Annotated in this window: 20 protein-coding genes, 2 pseudogenes and 1 riboswitch; of the genes and pseudogenes, 4 read left to right on the top strand and 18 right to left on the bottom strand. The window is 35.7% G+C overall.

The window, feature by feature from the left end; translation table 11 throughout:
• Positions 1 to 11 precede the first annotated feature (11 nt).
• On the top strand, positions 12 to 761 hold the full coding sequence (locus IGJ93_RS05945; protein WP_067481850.1) for a MurR/RpiR family transcriptional regulator: 750 nt from the start codon (positions 12 to 14) through the stop codon (positions 759 to 761).
• Positions 762 to 911: 150 nt separating this feature from the next.
• On the opposite strand, the gene IGJ93_RS05940 is transcribed toward IGJ93_RS05945, so the two are convergent.
• The 5 genes from IGJ93_RS05940 to IGJ93_RS05920 form a co-directional block, all read right to left on the bottom strand.
• A complete protein-coding gene (locus IGJ93_RS05940; RefSeq protein WP_067481846.1) occupies positions 912 to 2477 on the bottom strand; it encodes a phosphatase PAP2/LCP family protein in 1566 nt (521 codons plus the stop codon).
• 16 nt (positions 2478 to 2493) lie between these two features.
• A complete protein-coding gene (locus IGJ93_RS05935) occupies positions 2494 to 3672 on the bottom strand; it encodes an FtsW/RodA/SpoVE family cell cycle protein (RefSeq protein WP_071869335.1) in 1179 nt (392 codons plus the stop codon).
• Positions 3644 to 4792 carry an FtsW/RodA/SpoVE family cell cycle protein gene (locus IGJ93_RS05930; protein ID WP_071869336.1) on the bottom strand — a complete coding sequence of 383 codons (1149 nt, stop codon included), beginning with the start codon at positions 4790 to 4792 and terminating at the stop codon, positions 3644 to 3646. Before IGJ93_RS05930 ends, IGJ93_RS05935 begins: the two co-directional genes overlap by 29 nt.
• A gap of 115 nt (positions 4793 to 4907) precedes the next feature.
• A riboswitch (M-box (ykoK) riboswitch) is annotated at positions 4908 to 5075 on the bottom strand.
• Positions 5076 to 5554: 479 nt separating this feature from the next.
• Positions 5555 to 8293 carry an FtsX-like permease family protein gene (locus tag IGJ93_RS05925; protein ID WP_311798155.1) on the bottom strand — a complete coding sequence of 913 codons (2739 nt, stop codon included), beginning with the start codon at positions 8291 to 8293 and terminating at the stop codon, positions 5555 to 5557.
• A 10-nt stretch (positions 8294 to 8303) separates the two neighbouring features.
• Complete coding sequence (locus IGJ93_RS05920) at positions 8304 to 9005, bottom strand: ABC transporter ATP-binding protein (protein ID WP_071869338.1); 702 nt, start codon at positions 9003 to 9005, stop codon at positions 8304 to 8306.
• Positions 9006 to 9171: 166 nt separating this feature from the next.
• On the opposite strand from IGJ93_RS05920, the gene IGJ93_RS05915 reads away from it, so the two are divergent.
• Both IGJ93_RS05915 and IGJ93_RS05910 read left to right on the top strand, forming a co-directional pair.
• Positions 9172 to 9723: a TetR/AcrR family transcriptional regulator gene (locus tag IGJ93_RS05915; protein ID WP_067481836.1), complete on the top strand. Its 552-nt coding sequence runs from the start codon at positions 9172 to 9174 to the stop codon at positions 9721 to 9723.
• Between the two features lie 1199 nt (positions 9724 to 10922).
• Entirely contained in the window at positions 10923 to 11513 is a 591-nt protein-coding gene (locus IGJ93_RS05910) for a DUF4352 domain-containing protein (RefSeq protein WP_071869339.1), read from the top strand.
• A gap of 179 nt (positions 11514 to 11692) precedes the next feature.
• On the opposite strand, the gene IGJ93_RS05905 is transcribed toward IGJ93_RS05910, so the two are convergent.
• From IGJ93_RS05905 to IGJ93_RS05845, 13 genes and pseudogenes are all read right to left on the bottom strand, one after another.
• Positions 11693 to 12550 carry an aldo/keto reductase gene (locus IGJ93_RS05905; protein ID WP_067481832.1) on the bottom strand — a complete coding sequence of 286 codons (858 nt, stop codon included), beginning with the start codon at positions 12548 to 12550 and terminating at the stop codon, positions 11693 to 11695.
• A 44-nt stretch (positions 12551 to 12594) separates the two neighbouring features.
• Complete coding sequence (locus IGJ93_RS05900; RefSeq protein WP_071869340.1) at positions 12595 to 12909, bottom strand: carboxymuconolactone decarboxylase family protein; 315 nt, start codon at positions 12907 to 12909, stop codon at positions 12595 to 12597.
• 15 nt (positions 12910 to 12924) lie between these two features.
• Positions 12925 to 13338, bottom strand: coding sequence for a cupin domain-containing protein (locus IGJ93_RS05895; RefSeq protein WP_086270972.1), 414 nt, complete (start codon positions 13336 to 13338; stop codon positions 12925 to 12927).
• A 160-nt stretch (positions 13339 to 13498) separates the two neighbouring features.
• Positions 13499 to 14380, bottom strand: a complete 882-nt coding sequence (locus IGJ93_RS05890; protein WP_218658226.1) for a LysR family transcriptional regulator — start codon at positions 14378 to 14380, stop codon at positions 13499 to 13501.
• Between the two features lie 455 nt (positions 14381 to 14835).
• Positions 14836 to 15612 carry an NAD(P)H-dependent flavin oxidoreductase gene (locus tag IGJ93_RS05885; RefSeq protein WP_071869341.1) on the bottom strand — a complete coding sequence of 259 codons (777 nt, stop codon included), beginning with the start codon at positions 15610 to 15612 and terminating at the stop codon, positions 14836 to 14838.
• Positions 15605 to 16399, bottom strand: coding sequence for an SDR family NAD(P)-dependent oxidoreductase (locus IGJ93_RS05880; protein ID WP_311798154.1), 795 nt, complete (start codon positions 16397 to 16399; stop codon positions 15605 to 15607). Before IGJ93_RS05880 ends, IGJ93_RS05885 begins: the two co-directional genes overlap by 8 nt.
• The gene (locus IGJ93_RS05875; RefSeq protein ID WP_270492546.1) at positions 16392 to 16718 is read right to left on the bottom strand and encodes a hypothetical protein; all 327 of its coding nucleotides are present in this window, start codon (positions 16716 to 16718) and stop codon (positions 16392 to 16394) included. Before IGJ93_RS05875 ends, IGJ93_RS05880 begins: the two co-directional genes overlap by 8 nt.
• The gene (locus tag IGJ93_RS05870) at positions 16669 to 17016 is read right to left on the bottom strand and encodes a hypothetical protein (RefSeq protein ID WP_067481818.1); all 348 of its coding nucleotides are present in this window, start codon (positions 17014 to 17016) and stop codon (positions 16669 to 16671) included. The genes IGJ93_RS05875 and IGJ93_RS05870 overlap by 50 nt, the downstream gene beginning before the upstream one ends.
• The gene (locus IGJ93_RS05865) at positions 17013 to 17378 is read right to left on the bottom strand and encodes a hypothetical protein (protein WP_430597032.1); all 366 of its coding nucleotides are present in this window, start codon (positions 17376 to 17378) and stop codon (positions 17013 to 17015) included. Before IGJ93_RS05865 ends, IGJ93_RS05870 begins: the two co-directional genes overlap by 4 nt.
• A complete protein-coding gene (locus IGJ93_RS05860) occupies positions 17333 to 18121 on the bottom strand; it encodes a beta-ketoacyl synthase N-terminal-like domain-containing protein (protein ID WP_430597031.1) in 789 nt (262 codons plus the stop codon). Before IGJ93_RS05860 ends, IGJ93_RS05865 begins: the two co-directional genes overlap by 46 nt.
• Position 18122: 1 nt before the next feature.
• The gene (locus IGJ93_RS05855) at positions 18123 to 19433 is read right to left on the bottom strand and encodes an AMP-binding protein (RefSeq protein WP_311798153.1); all 1311 of its coding nucleotides are present in this window, start codon (positions 19431 to 19433) and stop codon (positions 18123 to 18125) included.
• On the bottom strand, positions 19430 to 19999 hold the full coding sequence (locus tag IGJ93_RS05850; protein ID WP_082294073.1) for a biotin transporter BioY: 570 nt from the start codon (positions 19997 to 19999) through the stop codon (positions 19430 to 19432). The genes IGJ93_RS05855 and IGJ93_RS05850 overlap by 4 nt, the downstream gene beginning before the upstream one ends.
• A 695-nt stretch (positions 20000 to 20694) precedes the next feature.
• A pseudogene (locus IGJ93_RS05845) lies at positions 20695 to 21804 on the bottom strand (type I restriction endonuclease); the annotation flags it as partial.
• Positions 21805 to 22451: 647 nt separating this feature from the next.
• Between IGJ93_RS05845 and IGJ93_RS05840 the strand changes: the two are divergent.
• Positions 22452 to 22790 (top strand): annotated as a pseudogene (locus tag IGJ93_RS05840) (tyrosine-type recombinase/integrase); the annotation flags it as partial.
• Between the last annotated feature and the right edge of the window lie 50 nt (positions 22791 to 22840).

Raw genomic sequence — 22840 nt, 5'->3', positions numbered from 1 at the left:
GGAGATACAAGATGGGTGCTATTGAAAATTATTTTGTAACTGATATTGGAAATCTATCTGAAACTGAGAAATATGTTTTTTATTATTTGGACGAACATCCTAATCTAGTAAAAAAACTTACTTTATCTGAAATTGCTGAGAAATTAAACACATCAAATACCACGATTATTCGAATGACCAAAAAGCTTGGGCTAGATGGCTTTTCCAATTTTAAATACTTAGTAGAAAGAATTGTCAGCGACACACAAATTGTTCCGCAAAAGGATCTGGCTGAACGATACCGCTCTTATCTAGATGCAGTGATAACCGGTACCGATTTAGACAAATTAACGTACATTGCGCAAAAAATCCACGGTGCTTCCACACTCTATGTTGCCGGCGTTGGCATAACAAAGCCGATTGCAGAGTACGTCGCCAAGCGATTTTTACAGCTAAATAAGTCCACACTTTATACCTATGAATCACATCTGATTGAGTTGATGCCAACGTTTACCAAAAAAGATGATATTGTTCTCTTTTTATCGATGAGCGGTGAAACAAAAACAATTATTCAAGCCGTAAAAAAGATGAACTACGTTGAACGAGTTGATCTATTTTCTATTACGAATAATGGTAATAGTACGCTAGCTAAGTTAACTGATGTTACGCTAAGCTCTTCCATGCCAACAAATATTTATGAAAACTATGACATTACTTCTCGCTCTGCACTAATGCTTCAAGCTGATTTATTGATTGAAACTTATTTGGGGCTTTATTTTTAATTATTGAGAGTTAGTCTAGATTCCTTTCATTAATCAATAAAGTTATCTACTGAATAAAATTCCCACGAAAAAGATAGGCGTTACCTAGCTTTTTCGTGGGGAATTTAAGAAATTACTTTTTATTCACTGACCTCTGCTAAAATTTCTTCCTTACATGTTCAATTGTTTATGCAATAAATCTTTTACTCTTTGGACTTCTTCTTCTGGTATTCTTTGATAAGATATTCCATCATTTCCAGTGATTCCATCTCCCGTAAAGCCCTCACCTTGGACTTGTTCACTTTCAATAGTTGTTAAGCAAGAATAATAACCTGTTAAGATTTTTTGCATTTGATCGAAGGTCAGATCCGTCTTCCCATTCTCTCCAATACCGTCCATAATTTTCTGATAACTAAAAACGCTTTTCGTTGATAACATTTTGTCGATCAACAATTCCATTACTTCTCGTTGTCTACCTTGACGCCCATAATCACCTGTAGGATCTTCATAACGCATTCGCGAATATTGTAAGGCTTCCCAGCCATCCAAATGTTGCTTTCCTTTTGGAAAATCAATTCCTTCAGCCGAAAAAGCAAAATCATTATCCACAGTGACTCCACCCACTGCGTCTACCAGTGTCTGCAACCCGTCCATATTGACCGACACATAGTGATGAATTGGAATGTCTAAAAACTTTTCAACCGTATTCATAATCATTTCTGGTCCGCCAATTGAATGTGCATGATTGATTTTATCCTCGTAATCTGCTCCAACGATTTCCACAAACGAATCTCGTGGAATACTGACTAAAGTTGTCTTCTTTGTCTGATTATTCAAGGTTGCCACCATAATTGTATTTGCCCTGTAGTCGGTTTTTCTTTTCGAATCATTCGCAATTCCCAACAGCAAAATACTCATTGGTTCTGAAGCTTCTGGTGCCTTTGTATTTCCTTTTCGTTCAACGGGCGAATACATTGAGTCTGCCATCTTTTGACTACTGTGATAAAAGCGCAAAGCAAAGACACTCAAACCAGAAACAATGATAACTAGAACAGTAACAAGACTTAGTAAAATTTTTTGCCACGTTGAAAAATGACCTTTTTTAGTTTGTTGAATAGTTAATGTTTCTTGTCGCAAGTATGGATAAAAAAGTCCGGCTGTTCCAAAAGTAGTACCGTATCCAAGCAACAATCCAGTAAAAACATCACTGAAATAATGGACACCCAAATAAATGCGACCACCAGCAATCATAACGAATAAGAAACAGAAACCCAGCTTGATTGATAGAGGAATCTTTTGACTACTGAAAGCATAAACCACAATCATGGAACAAATAAATGTCATGATCAACGCAGAGTGGCCACTCGGAAAACTATAAGAAGAACGTGCAAGATATTGTAATTGATCTGGGCGTGCCCTTTGGATCAACTGTTTTAAGACATAACCAATACCACTAACCAATATAAGATTTCCAAAACACCAGATTGCTAATGATTTGCGATTCGTTTTTAGTAAGAAAATTGCTATTACACCAAAAATGAGTACCATTGGAACAATTGTTGCCACTTTCGCTAACATGCCTACAAAAACAGTTACATAAGTATTGTCTGGTAATCGATATTGGATGAAGATTTGATCCACATGATTAAGCCATGATGCATTCATCATAACCCCTGTTGTAACAATGATTAGTAAAATCCATGCAACAGTGCTATTTAAAAACAATTTCTTTCGCATAAAGTATCCTCACTTTTTATTCTTTTATTTTGTTCATAACAAGCTCTTTTTTCTTGAATCCCATCGTGACGCCCAGCCCAATTCCCAGCACAATCAACGAAGTGCCGCCTTGGCTTAAAAAGGGTAATGGAATCCCAGTTAGTGGTAAAATACCAATTGCTGCGCCGATGTTTTCAAAAATTTGAAACATCAATCCAAAAACAAACGCCACTGCAAGGTAAAGGTTCGCTTTATTATTGGTTCTCAAAGCCGCAGAAAGTATTTGATAAAACAAATAGAAATACAGAAAAACGACGAATGCCGCGCCCATAAAACCAAAGCCCTCACCAACTACAGTGAAGATCATATCTGATTCTCGAACTGGCACATACACAGAGATTCCGCTAATCCCACGTCCAAATAATCCACCGCTACCAATCGCATAAAGACTTTGAACTTGCTGATATGCAATCGTGTCACTATATTGAAATGGATCAATCCAAGCACGAACACGGTCTAATTGATAGGTCTTAAAATGTAAGGAATAAAGTAACTTGTTTCCCCATTCGCTGAACACCAGAACTAACAATGTACTACCTAATGTTGCACCGATACCTGTAATAATCGTCAAAATTTTCCAATGCACGCCAGCAATAATAAACAACGCACCTAGGATTGCAATAAAGACTAAACTCGTTCCAAAATCTCGCTGCATAAACATCAACAAAAAGGTTGGCAAACTGTACATAGCAATCTTGACTAAATAACGCAAATCACTTTTCAAGTCTCTAGTTAAATTTTTTTGAGACCATTCCATTTCATAACTAACTGTCAGCCGTACCATAAAAAGAATAAAACTTAGTTTCATCAACTCAGAAGGCTGAAAAGAAAACGAGCCAATTCGCAACCACCGTTTTGTGTTTGTTAAAGCATACATTGCTGGATCATAAAACCAGTATAAGAGAGCCATTAATCCAAGTGATAACACATACAAAATCGGTGCATATCTTAGTAAGGTTGATACAGGAATCCTGCTGGTGACAACTAGCAGGATAAACGAGACAAGACAAAAAATCGTTTGCTTTAGAATAACACGCCTGACATCAACCCCATCCAAATCAGCAGCTATCGCTTGCACTCCTATACTCATCAAATAAAAAATGAAAATCGGCAAAAACAGAGAATAGTTAAACTCGTTGCTCAAACGCTTGATCATTTACACTTACCTCCGAGGAAAATTTTAGGCAGATTCCTAAAGCAATCGATAAGAACAAATAACTTGTTCCTCCGTAACTGATAAACGGTAGTGGAATTCCAGTCATCGGAATCAGCCCTAAGATACTTGCAATATTGATACTCGTTTGTAAGAGCAACAAAGTGCCAACGCCAAAATAAATCAGACTAATTTGTTGACTGGTTTCTTTTGCTGCTAACATAAACAATCGAAGAATGATTAAAAAAAGAAGTCCTAAAACAATTAGTCCGACGATCATTCCCAGTTCTTCTACTAAAATCGAATAAATAAAATCTGTTTCTGCCACTGGTAGATAACCTTTTTTTGTAATACTATTTCCTAACCCTCGACCAAAGAAGCCACCATTATATAACGCATAATAGGAGTTACTCATCTGAAATCCTTTTCCATACGGATCTAAAAATGGATCTCTCACTAACTGAATACGGTCATAGGTATGCATGAACAAATTTGGTAAAAGATCATGATTACCTAGAAAAAGGATCATTCCACCTACCACTGCAACTCCTGCAATTGTTGCTAGAAAAAGGCCAATTGAAACTTGATAAGGCAATTGTGCTGTTGTAATGATTACTAGTGCGATTCCCCAAAGAATGATTGCTCCTGTCACTTTTGGTTGAAATAAAATCAATAGTCCACTAAATAAAACTAAAACATAAGGTACCCACATTTCCTTCTTCGTCCGTTCAATCCGAAAAAAATACGCCAGATAAAGAATCAATGCTACATTCGTTATTTCAGAAGGCTGAAATTGAATACCAGCTAATGAAACCCATCGCTGTGCTCCGTTGATATTTACGCCAATGACATAAACCAAAATCAAACTAACGATTCCCAAGCCTAGCAGACTTTTGGCAAGGAATCCTTTTAATAAAATTTTCTTTTTTAGCCGATAGATTCCCGCAATCACAAACCAGCTCATCCCCATAAAAATAGCTTGTTTATAAAATAGCGATAATGCATTTTGCCCCTCAGCTGTCAGTCTGTACGAACTTGCACTGAACACAAGTAAGAGCCCGACTACACTCACTCCCAAATAGGGCAATAATAATAGCCAGTCGATCGTTTTTCTTTTTCTCACAATGTTCTCTCTCCTTTTTAAGCACTTGGTTAAGACGGGAGAGAAACAGTAAATAGCCTCAAAAAAAGGACACCAAACGTTAGCTAAAAAAACTAACAAATCTGGTGTCCCACACAATTAATCTCATCGTCTGAGTTTTAGCACTAAACAACGTAAAGAATTTCTCTTAGCTATTTTATGAAAAGCCTTAATCCGACAATTCCTATTTTACACATTGGCGTCTTTCGACGTTTCTGCGCAATAGCCTGTGTTTGTTTAGGAGCCTCACCTAACAAGTTTACTTATATTTATTTAATTTCATAAAAAGCTTACTTTTTTTTTCAAGGAATATCAAAATAAATCGTAAAAAAACGAATTTTCTTTAGAGTTGCTTATGAAATCATTTAGAAAAAATTTATATTTGATCAAAAATGAGACCATAAACAGACGAATTTGTAGTGAATGACTTTAAAAGAACAGGCAGGTGTGCTACTTCTGATTCTGTCAAAGTGTATCTTTCTACTGTTGTCAGTCCAGCAGCCTATAATTAAACTGGCAATTCTTTTTTGCATTTATGTTATCAACTTGATTAAGTTCTTCCAAGTAGCAGATGAACTTCTGTTTAAAACCTAAAAGATTTATTTTGTATCAAATTAATTTATCTGATGTCCTTCATTCATAACCAATCCAGCACTCACACATTTTTGCTTTTTTAAACGCAACTTTACGTTACAAAAAAAGTTTTGTAAGTGACTTAATAGCTACTTACAAAACTTTTTACTTTTATTCATTCGATTTCAAAGCACTAATCATATCAATTTCTTTTAACTTTTTATGGGTGATAAACATCACGATAGCAGAAAAGATGACCGTCAATGCGCCCGAAACGAAATAACCCATTCCCGGAATCAAAAGTGGAAAAGCCATATTATCGGCACTAGCCATCGTAATAATGAACCAGGTCAAGACCTTACCAACACCGCATCCTAATAAAATGCCTACCAGAGTAAAGATAACGTTCTCTCGAATGATATACATCGTAACTTCTCCGTCAAAGAAACCTAAAACTTTGATTGTTGCCAACTCTCGTTCCCTCTCCGACACATTGATGTTCGTCAGATTAAACAAAACAACAAAAGCTAACGTGCCTGACAAAACGATAAAAATCAAGACAACTGGTCGTAAATTCTCACTAGCAAAAGCTTGTTTGCTTGCTTGCGTACTCATAAAAGTCGTTGTTGTCACTTGATTAGTGTCTTGCAATTGATTTGCTAATTTTTCTTCCTCTTGAGAAGACATCTCATGACTTTTGAAGAGTACAGTATTTTCAGTGAAATCTTTATTAGTTACTTTTTGATAGTAATTTTGATCCATAAAGATTGTATTACCAAGGTAATTTTCTACGATTCCACTAACCTTTATCTTCATTTTTTTTCCTTCGTTATCTTGAATCGTCAAATTACTGCCTATTTTAGCATCGTAAGCTTTCGCAATACCTTCCGTGACAACTGCGCCATCATCGGTAATCTTTACAGCTTCTTTTTTATTCGCTTTTTTCAAGGTGAAATAATCCTTGGCACGATCCGTATTCTTAAACGCGTACAACGATGCACTTAGATCACTGGCCCCTTCTTTTTTAAATTTCACTTGATCAGCAAAAACACTCATACTTTCTTTGACTTTGTCATCAGCAGTCAGCACTTTATTCGCCTTTTGGACATTTGCTTCGTCTTCCAAAGTAACGATTCCTTGAAAGTGACTCAGTTGCTTGAACTGAACATCCACAACACCACCAATAGAATCTTGTAAACCAAATCCAGCAACCATTAAGCCCATACAGCCTGCGATCCCAAGAATCGTCAAAATTGCTCGAGCTTTATAGCGGAAAAGATTTCTGTACGTCACTTTTTGGTTAAAACTCAATCGGCTCCATAAAGGTGTAATGTATTCTAAAAGAATTCTTTTTCCGGGCTTTGGTGCTTTAGGCATCAAAAGCGCCATAGGTTTTTCCCGTAAATCTTTGATCAAGATATAAATAGTGGCAGCAACGGTTGCAAAAAGAGCCGCAAGTATTGCCACTAAAATCGGCCAAGGCCAAAAATCAGTCGGGTAGTTTTCAAAAACATAATTTTTCTTCAGCATAGTGAAAACAACAGGTGGCAGTCCTTTCGTTCCCACAATAACTCCAAAAACCGTTCCGATAGTCCCTGTCATTAAGGCGTACAATAAGTATTTCTGTGAGATTTCACTATTTCGATAGCCTAACGCTTTCAAAGTACCAATCTCTTTTCGGTCTTCTTCAACCATACGTGTAATAGTAGTAAATGTAATCAAGATGCCAATCAAAAAGAAAAAAACTGGAAAAACATTTCCAATCGCATCAATTCGGTCAGATAGACTAGTAAATTCTGTAAAACCAGGATTTGAACTTCTTTGAGTCAGAATGTAGTTGGGTGTTTTAATGGCTGCGACATCTTTTTTCGATTCGTCAATCTTCGCTTGCGCTTCTGTTAATTTTTGTTGGTTTTCCGTAAGCTCATCCTGTTTTTCAGCAAGTGTTGTGGCTGCCTGTTCCAGTTGGCTTTGTGCTGAGGCTAACTGGTTATCAGCGACAGTTTGACCGTAAAGTATCTCAAGTTGTGCTTTTTGTTGTTCCAACTGTTGTTGTTGACTGCTCAATTGTTCTTTCGCTGTGTTCAGTTCATTTTGCCCATCACTCAGCTTTTGTTGATTTTCTTGTAACTCTTGTTCTCCTTTGACAATCTCTTCATTAGCCATATCTTGTAACTCAGTTTTTCGTGGCTCTTTGCGTTCATCAAAAAGTTTTTGTAATTTTTCCTCGTTATCGATCATCTGTTTCTTATAAACATCGGACATCATGTCTGTCTCTTTCAAATCGGAGAAACGCAAATACAAAATAGAATAGGTTTCACTAGCAAAAGCTGTTTCAGGTAAATAGACGTAACCATCGATCATCCCATCTCCCACAGTCGTAACGCCGCGTTCTTTTTTATCCACATATATGGGAGAAGCCACATAACCTGTGACTGTAAAAGTCTCATCTTTTAATTGGTTATCTTTGATCGTGATCTTACTGTTCAGGGGGTATTGTTCTTTTAAGCTCTCATCCATCAACAACTGCTGATTATTTTTGGGATAACTTCCCTGCAGTAGCGTCAGTTTATTTTGCTTTTTATCCTTAGCATAAGAATAAATCTGTAAATTACGATCTTGCTGTTCTTCCACATAAGGAAAACTATAGCCTAGTTCTCCCTTGGCGCCCGCAACTTTTTCGGCAATAGCCAAATCCTCATTTGTCAGACCAGCTGTTCCTTGAATTTGCAAATCCGAAACGTTATGGCTAGTAACAAATTCTTGGACAGTTTTTTCAAGATTCGGTCCAATAGACTTGATTCCTACAAATAATAAGACACCCATGAAAATAATCAAAATGATCGCGATAAAACGTCCTAGACTTTGACGAATATCTCGAAAGATACTACGAATATAGAGATTTTTCATTTTTATAACCTCACCACTCAATCTCAGCCACAGGCAATGGATTTTTATTAATTTCCACGGAGCGGACTTTAGCATCATTGATCCGAATAATTCGATCTGCTATAGGTGCGATTGCCGAGTTATGAGTAATTAAAAGTACCGTCCGACCTTGTTTTTTAGCTACATTTTGTAACAACGTCAACACCTGTTTTCCCGTTTCATAATCAAGCGCTCCTGTCGGTTCATCGCAGAGTAAAATTTTAGGATTTTTTGCCAACGCACGGGCAATTGCTACCCGTTGCTGTTCCCCACCGGAAAGCTGAGCTGGAAAATTTTTCATTCGTTCACCAAGGCCAACTTGGCGTAACGTTTCTTCCACATCTAAGGCGTCTGGTGATACAGCAGTAGCTAACTCTACATTTTCTTTTGCAGTCAAGTTGGGAACTAGATTGTAAAACTGAAAGACGAATCCTACATCCGTTCGCCGAAACTCTGTCAATTGTCGGTTATTAAAATTGGCGATATCCATCCCATCAACGATAATCTGACCTTCATCAGGAGTGTCCATTCCACCTAGGATATTTAATACCGTTGATTTACCAGCACCACTAGGACCTAAAATCACAGCTAATTCACCTTCTTCAACTGAGAAACTGATGTCATTATTAGCTGTAATGGTTGTATCTCCCATTTGATATCGTTTAGACTCATTTTTCACTTCAATATAGCTCATGTTTATTCACCTCGTCATGTTTTCAACACCCTGTTGATTATATACTTTGTTGTTAGTATAATCGTTTCAAGAACTCATGACAATATGCAAAGATCTTGGAGTTGTCATTGAGTAGACAAAAAATATTGAATTGTTCAATAAATGAAAAATGAAAGGATGTATGCTCATGGCTGGAATCAAAAATAATCGTCGGACTATTTATACAAAAAAGATAATCAAAGAAGCTTTTTTGGAATTGTTGTCCGAAAAAGAACTCCAAAAAATTACTGTTACCGATATTTGTAAAAGAGCAGATGTGAATCGCGGGACTTTCTACAATTATTACACAGATACGATAGATCTTTTCCACCAAATCGAAGCACAACTTATCGAAAAAATCCTTCCCTTAATTAAAATTGACAGTGATGAAGAGTTGGCGTCATGGCTAAGTCGACTAATCACTATCTTAAAAGAAGCACAACCACTTTCTTCTATTTTGACCCGTAATTATCAGAATAGTCATCTAATCAAAGCTATTTTTCAAGAGGTCCACGAGGTAGCCATTGAGAGTTTTGCCACTAGATACCATGAAGACGATCCACGATTGCTTGAATACTATTTCACTTATTTTGTCAGAGGTGTTCTGGGAACAGTCGAGGAATGGTTGATTAACGATGATGGAACCAGTGCCGATGATCTGAGCCGAGTTTTGGCCCAAGTTTTACCTTCGGAAGAATAAAAAAATTCTTTTTGATCTACTAATAAGTCATTAGCAAATGCTTATCAGATCAAAAAGAATTTTTTAGATTAATGTTATTTTACCTGTATATAAGATGAGAGAATATTCAAACCAACTATGACCTCTTGAACACTCAGTTGAGGAGCCAAAACAAGAAGCTCTTTAGTGAAACTTGAAACACCATCCAATAGTTATCCTATCAACTAATCGGACAACTTTGTCAGTATTTTTAGGTTACTACGGTTCATGGCACTTAATATTAACCATAGCCAAATTTTATTTTTATTCGAAGGTAATGATCAATCACTCAAATGTTCAAGAAATTGTTTCAAATCTTCACAATCTATATGAAACCTTCGCCGATACTTTTCTTAATCAAACACTTCAAGGAAATGTTTGAACCTATAACCGTTAGAATCTATAAAATGATAATTTTTGATTTATATTTTAAGAAAATAACATCATTGGATTTTTCTTAAAATATTAAGCCAAACACTATATCGTACGACTGTCACTTTTCTTTTTCAACAATTTCATCTATTAAACTCAAAAAAAAAAATCGATATATCCGTATAAAAATCATATTTTTATATTTTTCCTTTTATGTTGATGGTATAATAATTGTGGAAAAAACAACCTTGGTAGGCTTTTTACTTATGGATAATCATGATTTAATCAATAACATAATCTGACTTAAGTAAATGAGTTGAACTCAAACTGAATCAGGAAAGAATTTGTTAGAAATAAGATTGAAAGCGTTCCAAGAAAAGTCACTACAGAAAAACTTCAAAAACTTGCCGATATTTTTGAAGTTACTACTGATTACTTGCTAGATATAAACTAGGCACTTGAACGGGCAGCTAAAAAGTCTAGTTGAACTTGAACAATTGCATGATTCAAAGGTTAGTATCGTATATGGCATAAACTCTTTTACCTGAGTAAAAACAACATACTAAAGATGTTCCGACTCGACTGCCCTATTCTGGGAGTTAAAAAATGATAGTGATAAGGAAAGTTACATTTTTTCTCTACAATTGTCTTTTAAAATCAGTATATAGCTTTTCAATTTAATTTTGGTAGTTAAGAATTATATTCAAAACTTTGTGGGGAAAGTTAAATTGTATGTACTTCTTTAATTATAAAGGCGACTATCGCTGCCTGCCTATAAACGGGAGTAATATATTTTTGGAGGAGAAAAAATGGCAAAGAACAAAGTTACAGGTGAAGATGGTAAAACATACGTTATGAAAGAGAAAAAGCCATTCTATAAAAGAGTTTGGTTTTGGATTCTAGTAGTGATTGTTGTATTTATCGTTGGTGGTGCATTAGGCGGTGGAAATGATAAAAAAGCTGCCAGCAAGAACGGTGGAGAAAAAGTCGAGAAAACTTCTTCTTCAACATCTGCTTCAAAAGAAGAAACAGAAAATTTCTACAACGTTGGTGATACCGTTAAAGTTGGCGATGCTGAATATACTTTAAATACAGTTGAACTTACAGATGAACGAAATCAATTTGATGAAACACAGCCAGCTCAAGTAGTTAAGATTACTTATACAATGACAAATAACGGTGATGAAGACTTACCTGTTGGCATGGATGTTGAAGTTTACGGTCCTGACAATAAAAAAGCTTCGACATATCCAAATGATAACACTATGGGTTCTGTTGCTCCTGGAAAATCAATGGACTGTACTGCTCACTTTGGTTTAAATCAGAACGGAGAAATTGAGGTTCATTTTAGCCCACTAGTTTCATTTGAGAAAGCGGCTAAATTTAAAGCGGCCGTTTAATGAAAAAAAAAGAAAAGCCTCAGGGCTTTTCTTTTTTTATCTAGAAAGAACATACATTCAATTTCGATATCTATTGAAAGTAGCCTTACTTCATTAGAAAAAATAAACTGATTTGAAAACAACGTATCAACCAATAATTTAGAGACATCAAAATATGATTGCAACAAAAAATGAACACTCTATTTTTTACTATAAACCGGAAAATTACTTGATTCACCATAGTCATCCATCATTTTGACTGATTTTAACTTTTCCAGATCTTTACTTGACAACTTAAAATCAAGTTCTCCATTCATTTTAATATGTTCTTTATTGGCAGATTTTGGCAAAGGTAACAGACCAAGTTCCAAACAATAACGAATCGCAAGTTGAGGAACCGAAACTTGATACTTTTCAGCTAACTCTTTTAGTTCCACATTTTTCATTAATTCACCGTGCCCCACAGGAGAATAAGCTTCAATCAAAATATCGTTTTTCTTACAAAAATCAATGAGGCCAAATGGGGTATTTGAGATATGTGCTAAAATCTGGTTGACTACTGGTTTTATTGTTGCATGTTTTAAGATATTTTCGATATCATGCTGGTTGAAATTGGACAATCCAATGGAGCGAATTTTTCCTTCTCTCACCGCTTCTTCTAACGCATGCCAGACTTCAATATTTTCTTCATCATAATTTGCTTCTCGAAATTCATCCCATGGTTGAGGGGCATGAATAATCATGAGATCAATTGTTTCTAATTCTAGTCTTGCTAAAGATTCATTGATTGATTTTGCTGCTGTATTGTACGTTTTATGCTCAGCAGCTACTTTACTTGTTAAAAAAATAGCTGAACGATCAATTCCAGAATCTCGAATTGCTTCTCCAACTCCACGCTCGTTTCCGTAAGCCTGAGCCGTATCAATATGGCGATACCCTAATGCCAAGGCATCTCCTACTACTTGGGCTACGACTTTATCATCAATCATCCACGTGCCAAATCCAACTTTAGGTATCTTCATCCCATTATTTAACAGATAATTTTCTTGTAAAATCATTATTTTTTCTCCTTTAAATTTCTAGTTTGACGATTATTTTAAATTTAACTGCCAAATATTTCTTTTGCCATTGAAAAGGCGCTCCACGCTTTAGGCCAACCAGCATAGAAAGCCAGATGCGTAATCAACGCTGTGATTTCTTCTTTTGTGACACCATTTTCTTTGGCAATTTTGAGATGAGCTTCTAGCTGAGGAGCGCCCAATGCTAAAAGCGCGGAGCAAGTAATCATGCTGCGATCATGGGCAGATAATTCGTTTTCTTTTGCCCACACTTCTCCAAAAAGTACATCATCATTTAATGCTGCAAATTGTGGTGCAAACTCACCTAGTTGTTCTCTTCCTGCTGTCTGCTTTTTCATCAGAGTGTTCCTCCTTTATTTAGTTAAATTTTCATACCATTGATTGTCCACTGGTTCTAACCATTCTGGAGTGCCGGCAGTAATTGCAAGATGCTCAAACCAGCTATCTTTCGTTGCTCCGTGCCAATGTTTAACACCGTCATGTGTCGTGATCACATCACCAGCTTTTAAAAGTTTTGCAGGTTTTCCTTCTTCTTGATACCAACCTTCTCCTCCAGTTACGAGTAATAATTGGAATCCATCATGGTGAATATGCCAATGATTCCGACAGCCCGGTTCAAAAGTCACATTGGCTACACCTACGCTAATTTTTGGATCAGAAATTAATCCTTGTAAGTAACTTTGTCCAATAAAATATTGCGCATAAGCATCATTTTTTTCGCCAATTGGAAAGATTACACCATTTTTCACTTCTTCATGTTTCACCATGTTTGTTTCCTCCATTCAAACATTCAACAATTTTATGAGCCAATGATTCTTGGGGTTCAAACTGCCGAATTCCTACTTCCAAATAAAAACGAGTTGTACGATTGATAAATTCATCGTACAACTCGTTTTTATTTGCGTCTAATGCTTATTGCATATACCTCTATGCCCCAAAAGCATGTTTGAAACGAGAAATAAATTCTTGAATAACCGGTGTTTGAATCCGTTCTTTCCACACTAACACACAGTTAGTCTTCACTTCTGGTTCCATAGGGATAAATACTGAATTTTCTAGCCGTCTTTTGGAAACAGCCCCTTCAATTGTGAGAGCGGCAGCTACTTTATTTTCTACCAGTGAAAAAATATTAAAAATCAAATTGAAATTTCCAACTATGTTTAAGTTTTCTAGAGCGGTGCCACTCCAAGTACTCAATAATTTTTGAATTTCCATCCGATTAGAACACAAAATAGGTAACCCAGCGATATCTTCTGGTTTTATTTTTTCATTATTTGAGATGACTAACTCCTTCGAAACTAAAAATCCCCATTTTTCTTCTCGTGGTAATTTTAAAACTTTTGTATTTTTAAGCGCAATTGGTTCTAATAGCACAGCTAAATCGACCAGACCTTTTTCCAAACGATCGCTAATATCATCACTTGTTCCTGTTACAATAGTAAAGTGGACATTGGGATAATCGCTGACCATTTCTTCTAACATCATCGCCACCGTATCAGAATTATCCGCCTCGACACAGCCAATTACAATTGTTCCTGTCAATTCTTTCTTTTTCTTATTGGAAAAAGCTTGCTCTAATTTGTCGTTTAGCTGAAGAATCTCCTCTGCTCGTTCTTTTAGAAAAACACCTTCCGGCAAAAGATAGAGCTGGTTTTTTTCTCGTTGAAACAGCGGCATTCCCACCTGTTCCTCTAATTCACGAATTTGTCTGCTTAAAGTAGGTTGCGTAATGTTCAATAATTTAGCCGCTCTAGAAATATTCCCTTCCTGTGCTACGGTCCAAAAGTACTTTAGTAATCTGATTTCCATGATAGACTCGCACCTTTCTTTTCCATCTTTATTATATCTGATTTTTAAAATAAAAATATTGTTTCATCATATGTATTATTTATCATCTTTAAAAAAATATGAATAGGACGAACAAAAGAGCCTGTCCTTTTCGTAAGCAAGTAAGCACATGCTTGAAAAGGCGGCTCCACAACAGTAGTTTTTTTACTGGGAATCTTCACAAGAAACTATTATCTTCCTTATGCATACAATCCATCTTGCTTCTTCACTCCGCATCTATCAATTATTTCTCCGTCAATACTCTGTGGCTCTTCAAAATATATTCTTTAAATAGCGGTAATATCTTTTACTTTTCATGATATAAGTTTAGTCCTTTTTTCAAAAGCATCTAATCTATCATAAATTTTTTGATTCCTTTGTACTTTTTTATCGGGAGCACACCTTTATTAAAACATTGATTGCTTTGTTACCTTAAGCTATTTTAGCTTTTTAATAATCTCAGAAACAGTAAGAATTTGATTCATCCTATCAATGCCAATTCCACATGGTAGATAGTTCTCTTTTACTCTTACTGCCCGAAATTTTTTCCCACTAGATTTTGTAAATATCTCTGATTTGATCTTTTTACTCAGCAATAACTTTTTACTGTTTTCTAATAATGAAGACTCTTGACTAAGCAGAAAAACAGTCCCCAATTGAACGCCTGCCGCTCCTACTTGCAATTTCTGTTGTATGTCTTTATTTGTCATGATGCCACCAGCTGCAACAACTGGTATCTTAGTCATCGCTAAGGTATCTAAAAGTAAAGTTTCCAGTTTCGTATTTCCAATATGGCCCCCTGCTTCATTTCCCTCCACGACAATACAATCTGTCCCACTGTCAATTACTTTTGTTGCTTGGCGTTTGCTACCTACAACCGAAATAACTTTTCTGTTATTTTCCTGCAATTTTTGAATAAGACCTGGTTTAAATCCAGCGCTAAGACTCACAATAGGGATATTCTCAGAAAGAATTACTTCGATTAATTCATCGCTATTCACTTGTTGTAACATTACGTTACAGGAAAAAGGCCGTGTTGTTTTTTCTCTCACCTGTTGGATTTCCTTTTTTAATTGTTCTCCAGTAAGTCCATAAGAAGACAAGGTGCCTAAAGCTCCCTGATTTGAAACCGCTGCTACTAATGAAGAATAAGAAACTTGAGCCATTGCCCCTTGAATAATTGGATACTTCAAATCAAATAAGTCTTTAATCATTCTCTTTCTCCATAGAAAACGATACTTTCGCATTTGGTTTATAAACTTCGATTTTCAATCCATTAAGGGAAAAAATCTTTCCTGTACCCAGCTTGCTATAATTAGAAAGCGCATAAATACTTTGGGCAACTTCTTTAGGAGAACCTATTTTCCAATCATCTGGGAACAATTCTCCCGTGTTCTTACAGTTTTGAGTCATTTTTTCGATAATTGGGCTTGTCATATCTGTCAAAGCTGCCGGAGAAATAGCATTTACTTCGATTTCATATTTTTTTCCTTCTATAGCTAGGCTTTTACTTAAGCCAATTACCCCTGCTTTACTCCCTGCATAATTGGCTTGACCAAAAGCTCCTTCCAAACCAGATAAAGAGGTCATAAAAAAGATTGTTTTCCGTCCTGTTTGCTTTTTCATTTGTCGAAAGACCTCTTGAGTCATTCCAAAAGCACTCGTAAAGTTCACGGAAATGACCTCTGTCCATTCTTCTCCTGTCATCTTTCCAAAAGATTTGTCTTGGCAAATACCGGCATTAAAAATATATGTATCGATTCGGCCAAATTTTTCAATCACTTCTCGAACAAACTTCCGACTTAAGTCTTCATTACGAATATCTAATGTTTTTACGTGCAACTTGTCTTCGGGAAAATCTACATAGGTTTCTCTTAATGATTCGGTATTGATCTTTTCACTTGAGAAAGTAGCTACAGAATAGCCATTTAGCAAATAGGTCTCTACTAATCCACGGCCGATTCCTTTTGTACCTCCAGTTATTAACGCGACTTTATTCATGTTCAAAAACACCTTCTCCTATTTTTTTATTGAAAGACCATACCTCGAACTGTTGGTTATCACTTAAATATACGCTTATTTCTTCGCCAACCATGACCTTTTCTAAAAAATAATAAGTATATTTTCCAGTGATATTTAGGTTCAATTTTCTTTCAATCAAGCCTTCAATTCGAGCCATTAATTGAATTCCAAACACCACACCTGTATTATGAACAGGATTCTTATCCTTAGAAAATTCTTGATATTTTTGTAAGTCTGTCAGAGAAAAACTAAAGGTTCCCAGCAGTCCGAACATAGATCTTGGTTTGGCATTCTCCATAGAAAATCCCCTCCTTTTTAATCGTTAATAAGTATGTCCAAAAAGCAATGCTCGTTTTTTGCTGAACTTCTACTTTTTCAAGTGTAACTTCATAAGTTTGGTCTAATATGATTTTCTTTTTGATAACGACAGTTTGTTCTACTAATAAGTGCTCGTATTTTTCTAATTCTGAAACAGAAAAATAGCGCCACAATGTCAATAGGAAAGACTTGGGCCATTCTTTTCCTTCGTAATGAACTATGGCTTTATATTCAGCTATTTCATCTTTCCCAATTAAAATATTTTTACTGACTTTCATTGTGAACTTACCTTCCTAAGCATTAAAGTCGTTCCCTGTCCACCACCCACACACATCGTCACAAGTCCCTTTTTTAGATGGTCTTTTTGTTGTAATTCACTCATTAAACGCCTGACCAAGATAGTCCCTGTAGCACCAAAAGGATGACCATAGGCTAAGGCACCTCCAGATACATTTACGCGATTCTCTGGCCATTTTTCTAATTGAAAACATGCTAAAACTTGTGCTGCGAAAGCTTCATTTAATTCAATCCGATCCATATCTAACAAGGTCATTTCATTTTTCTTGAGCAGTTTTTCAGTAGCATAAATTGGCCCTAAACCAAATTTTTCAGGCAAAACACCAATTGATGTTCTAGACAATAACGTTCACTAGCGAGAAGTAAAAAAGCTGCCCCATCACTTAGGGGAGAGCTGTTCCCGGCAGTCAACGACCCTCCTTGACAAAAGGCTGAGGGCAAAGCACTTAATTTAGCAATCGTTGTTTTAGGTCTAGGACACTCATCTTCATGAAATTGATTGAAAGAAATAATTTCTTTTGAGAATACCTTGGCTGATTTAGCCTTTTGATAGTTCATTTGACTTTCATAAGCATATTGATCTTGCTTCAAACGATCAATCTGTAGACCTTCAGCTAATTTTTCGCAAGCAATTCCCATTGCAGGATCTCCGTATTCTGGAATACTTAAAGGAGCGCGTTCTAAAATGAATGGATTGCGACCATAGAGACGTGTGGGTCGCTCAATCAGCCATGGAGCACGACTAGTACTTTCCACACCACCACAGGCAATACACTCAGCCATTCCGCTTTTAATTTTTGCAGTGGCGACTAAGATACTCTCCAATCCTGAAGCACATTGGCGATCTATAGTAAATGCGGGGACAGTGATATCTAAACCCGATACCAGAGAAATTCGACGACTTACATTTCCTCCACCGCCAATGACATTGCCAGTAATTACCTCATCCACCCTAGTTAATTCATTTCGATTCAGTAATTTTTTTAATAATGTCCCCCCTAACAGTTCGGGTAATACTTCAGAAAACATACCACCATATTTTCCAATAGGTGTTCTTGCACCATCGATTATATAGATTCGTTCCATTTTATTTCTCCTGTATAAATCTTTTTTTCTTTCCACTTTCGTTATATTGAATTTCTTGGACTGAAAGTAAGGTATCAATTTTACCTTTTCGATAACTGTTTTCTTTGATAAATTCATTAATTGCACTCAATGCAAGAGGTTCATCTTTCCAAAAAACCTCCGCCAAAACACGTTCGCCCAATTCTGGGTCAGACACACCATATATCAAAGCATCCTTAATTTGGGGTAACTGTAAGACTATTTTTTCCAGATAAGCAGGAAATATTTTTTCTCCTTTTCGGTTAATACGTTTATCTTTACGTCCAAAGTAAAAAAGAACCTTTTCATATTTCCCCAAATCTCCAGTTTTAATCGTTTCCTCTGCTAAGATGATCTGTCCATTATTTAAATAGCCTTGAAAATTCATGGGACTTTTCACAGCAATTTCCCCAATCGAATCGTCAGCGTCTAGAATCGTCACTTGCACTTTAGGAAAGAAATTGCCTAGGCAATTTCTTTCTGGAAGCTGCTGATCATTGTAACTAATAAAACTTGTTTCTGATGTTCCATAAAAATCAAATAATCTTGCTTCAGGACATTTAGAGGCAAACGTTTTTCTTTGATTTTCTGTGACTGATTCCCCACCCAAAATCACATCAAATGTACCAAACATTGGCTTCTCCATTTTTTCAATCCAATAGTTAAAAACCGTCGGTACTGAGAAAATTTGACTATCATTGAGAACAGCCGGATTTGATGCAAGACTACTTATTTTTCTTATTCCTAATAAATAAGTTTGTCCTGAACATAATGTTTGTAACAATGTATAAAGACCTAATGAATAATGAAGTGGCGTCAAACAGGTCACATAGTTTTTTTTTGCAAAAACGGGGACTGAATGAAAAATGTTGAGACTGTTAATCCAGCTTTTTTGATTACGAATAAACCCTTTTCTCTCTCCCGTTGTTCCAGAAGTAAATCCGATAAAAAGTGTGTCTTCTGGAAATAAGATGGGCTTATTATTTGTTTGAAAATGACAAATTTCTTTCGTCCATAAAATAGAAGAGGAAAATTCACCTATAAGTTTGTTTACCTGTTCTTCTGGTCTTTGATTTGAAATAGGAACAAAAATTTTTTTTGCCAAGATACAAGCAATTAATTTATAAACGGTTTCCGGACACTCATCCATAGGAATAAAAACAATCCGTTCTTCTTCTTTTTGAATTTTCTTCTGATAAGAACGACTCATTTGTTGTAGTTTCCCATAATTAATGAATTGCTCATGATAAATGATAGCTGTTTTTTCTTTGGATATATTGGAAAAAGGAATCATTTAGCTTCTCCAGAAACAGTATATTTTTTTAGTCGTTGGTAAATAATAGCCGCGATTATCGATTTTCCAATGTCGATTGGAACAAAAAAAGCTGCCATTTTTAACCCTGTCCACAAAGACTGATGACTAAAATAAGCTAAAGTGAAGCTCCCCAAAATATTGATGAACAAGGCACCGCCTACGATAAAAGCTAATAATATTTTCCAGTAAGTGTCACTACCAATTTTTTCCAATATGGGACAAATTATAAAACCGCAAAGTAAAAATCCAATCAAAAAACCGCCACTAGGACTAAATAAAACTGCTAAGCCACCACGACCGCCAGAAAGGATTGGCACACCCATAAATACTAAGGCTAAAAACATGCCAATCGTGATTGTTCCATATTTCTTGCCTAAAAATCCAGCAGTCAACATAATAATCATATTCTGTAAAACAACTGGAACTCCAATAGCTGGGACAGGAATAGCAATCATCCCAGAAACGATGATTAAGGCTAAAAATAAAGCCATTTTTGTCAATATTTTTACATCAAATTCCCTTGTAGATTTCATCTTTTTATCCATATCACACTTCACATTCCTCTATATTAAGTTTATTGACCTAATCCAATTCTTCTTCCGGATGCACTATTTTAAATTTCTTTTATTGTTCGTTACATCTGGTTAACCAAATAAAGATTAAAGGTTAACGAAATAGTAGCATAGATTTTCTGCGCTGACAATCGGATTTTGAATTTAAACCTTTTTAAAGAAAAATGACTTGTCCTTTCCATTAGTAATCCCCTCATTGATTGAGACCGCCTAAAGGATTTGGTAGAGCAATCTATCTGGACATGTTGTAATTGAGTGAGAATAAATAAAAACCTAATTTTGTTTGCTGAGTAATTGATTTAACGCCCCTTAGCGCTATATCGAATTGATCAGACAAGCGTATTCTACTTGGGCACAACGCTATGTAAAACTGACTAAAGTTACTAAAAAATAATATTTTTTATTTTAGCTAGATAATTCTTTTTTGTAGTTTTTTATCCAATATAACTCGTACTCGTTTTTTAGATACATTTGCGACGCCATGAAATTGTACTCTTTTGTTAGATAGCTCACTTGGCACCACACCACGGCTATAGTTTGGTTAACATTATCATCGAACTATGTACTAGTATACATAAACTATTTATTGGTTATTAGGTCCAATGGTAAAGAATGATTTTAGCTTGCTGTCAATTCAACTAATAATTTCCATTCTATGCATGCAATTATTGCTGAAAATCAGTAATAGAAAACTGTTTTTCAGGCATATCTGAAGCGTAAAGACGCTTAACTAGATTATGTGTGTTCTCTGTTTCATCGATATCAATCGTGTCGTTTTCTGCATAGGAAAGAAAACTTGAAGCTGTCTGTTGGTCCAAATCTCTTCTATCGACGACAAAAATCGTTTTTTCAATTGCTGGAATTTGAAGCAGATTGCGAGCAACTTTGTAACTTGTTAAAGTTTTCCCGCTACCGGTAGTATGCCAAATATAGCCAGATTGTTGACGACCACTAGCTTTTTTGACGGCTTCAATTGCATGCACTTGGTATGGTCGAAGTAAGATCAGTGATTTTTTATCATCATCAATTACTGAATATTGCATAACCATCTGATGTGCTCGAGGAATAGATAAAACTTGGTCTGTAAAATCATTTAATGAAACAACTGGCCGATTGTTTTTATCTACCCATTTTGTCAAGAACTGATCATTTATCTTAGATTCTTTAGCAGCAGCAATGTATCTTGTCTCAGTAGCATTAGAAACGACGAACATTTGCAAAGTAGAGTAAATGCCTCTAAATTTACCTTCGGCGTCGTATTTTTTTATTTGACGAAAGGAATCCATGAATCCTGTTGAACGATTCTTTAGTTCGATATGAATCATCGGTAACCCATTAATTAATAAGGTCACATCTAAACGGCGATCCGCATCTTTCGTATCAATTTTATCTCTTAGTACCTGATTGACAACCTCATAACTAGATTTCCCACCAGCTACATTGTCTCGCCAGAGGACCTCTAGTCGGATTGTTCCTAGACTCGCATCTTCTCGCTGAACTTGAACTTTTGCAATGCCATTCTCACCCGCAATCCATTTTGCGGCTTCATAATAATTTACAAAATTTAGTTGGTTTTGAATTTGAAGCTTTTCTTGCTCAGTCAATGGATTGTCGTCCAGTACTCTTACATTATTCTGTTCTAACTTCTCAAAAAAATTTTGCCATAATAAATTATCGGTGTTTAAATCTTTCCGATAAGTCCATTGGCTCTCACCACTTGTTAACTGCTCGATAAGTTGTTTTTCAATATCCGCTTCGCTTGTGTACTCGCTGCTCATTTTTCCAACTCCCTAAATATAGGATTTTCACTTTATCGCATCGTAAGTATAAAAGAATCCATGATTTAATTATAACATGAATATTTTTAGCCCCTAAAAAAATATTATCTAAACAATCTTTTTAGCCAACTACAACTAGAGAATTGCTTCTGGATTAGTCCCGCGCGTGTACACAGTCTAATAACTAGTTCTTGTTTCTGACATTAGGAACAGTTAAATCTTAGAATAGTATCAATCTCAGCTGTTATTCGAAGAATTAATATCATTCTTACTGTCACTTATTATCTGTAGCTGTGAAAAGGAGTTCAGATTTTATCTTGTTGTCAGCGCAAGTTAGATGACCTACAACAAATCTTCACAAAAATGATGAAAGAGTGCCGAGAGTACGAATCGCTGATTAAAAAAAGATTGGCAGAAACGTAAATTAGGAGATTATGAGTGTTTTTATGATAAAAAAACTCACTAAAATGATCTGTGGTTTAAGATACAACTTTTTAATAGCCTCTGAAGGACGTAACACTCACTTACCCATGAAAGTAGATTTTTTAATAACTACCAACTGTTCATTCTTCAGTTTTTTATTGTTTAACTGGATATAAATACTCTTGTTTGCGGATACTACCTTTAACTCGATCATCTGCTGCATAAAAAAGCAACTAGAAAATCGAATGAAATATGGAAAATGGTATCACGATTCTAATGCCATATGCACAAAAGAAAACGGTGAACCAGTAACGCCCAATTCTATTAAATGGTCTGCAAGTAAAATAAAGAAAGATTTGAACATAAAGTTTAATTTCCACTCGCTATGTCATACACACGCAACCATGTTACTAGAAGATGATATAAAACCAAAAATTATTCAAGAACATCTGGGACACTCACGCATCTCAACCACTATGGATACCTACGCTCATGTTACAAAAAAAATGAAAAAAGATACTATAGATATATTTGAAACAATGTTAAAAGACAGTATGATTTAATTTTCCCCATACAGCCGTGGAAAAACGCAACAAAAAGGGTCTAGCCCAAT

The sequence above is a fragment of the Enterococcus sp. DIV0174 genome (genome assembly GCF_050529065.1).
In the GTDB taxonomy this organism is placed as follows: Bacteria; Bacillota; Bacilli; order Lactobacillales; family Enterococcaceae; genus Enterococcus_B; species Enterococcus_B thailandicus.
This window is presented reverse-complemented; position numbering and strand designations above follow the sequence as displayed.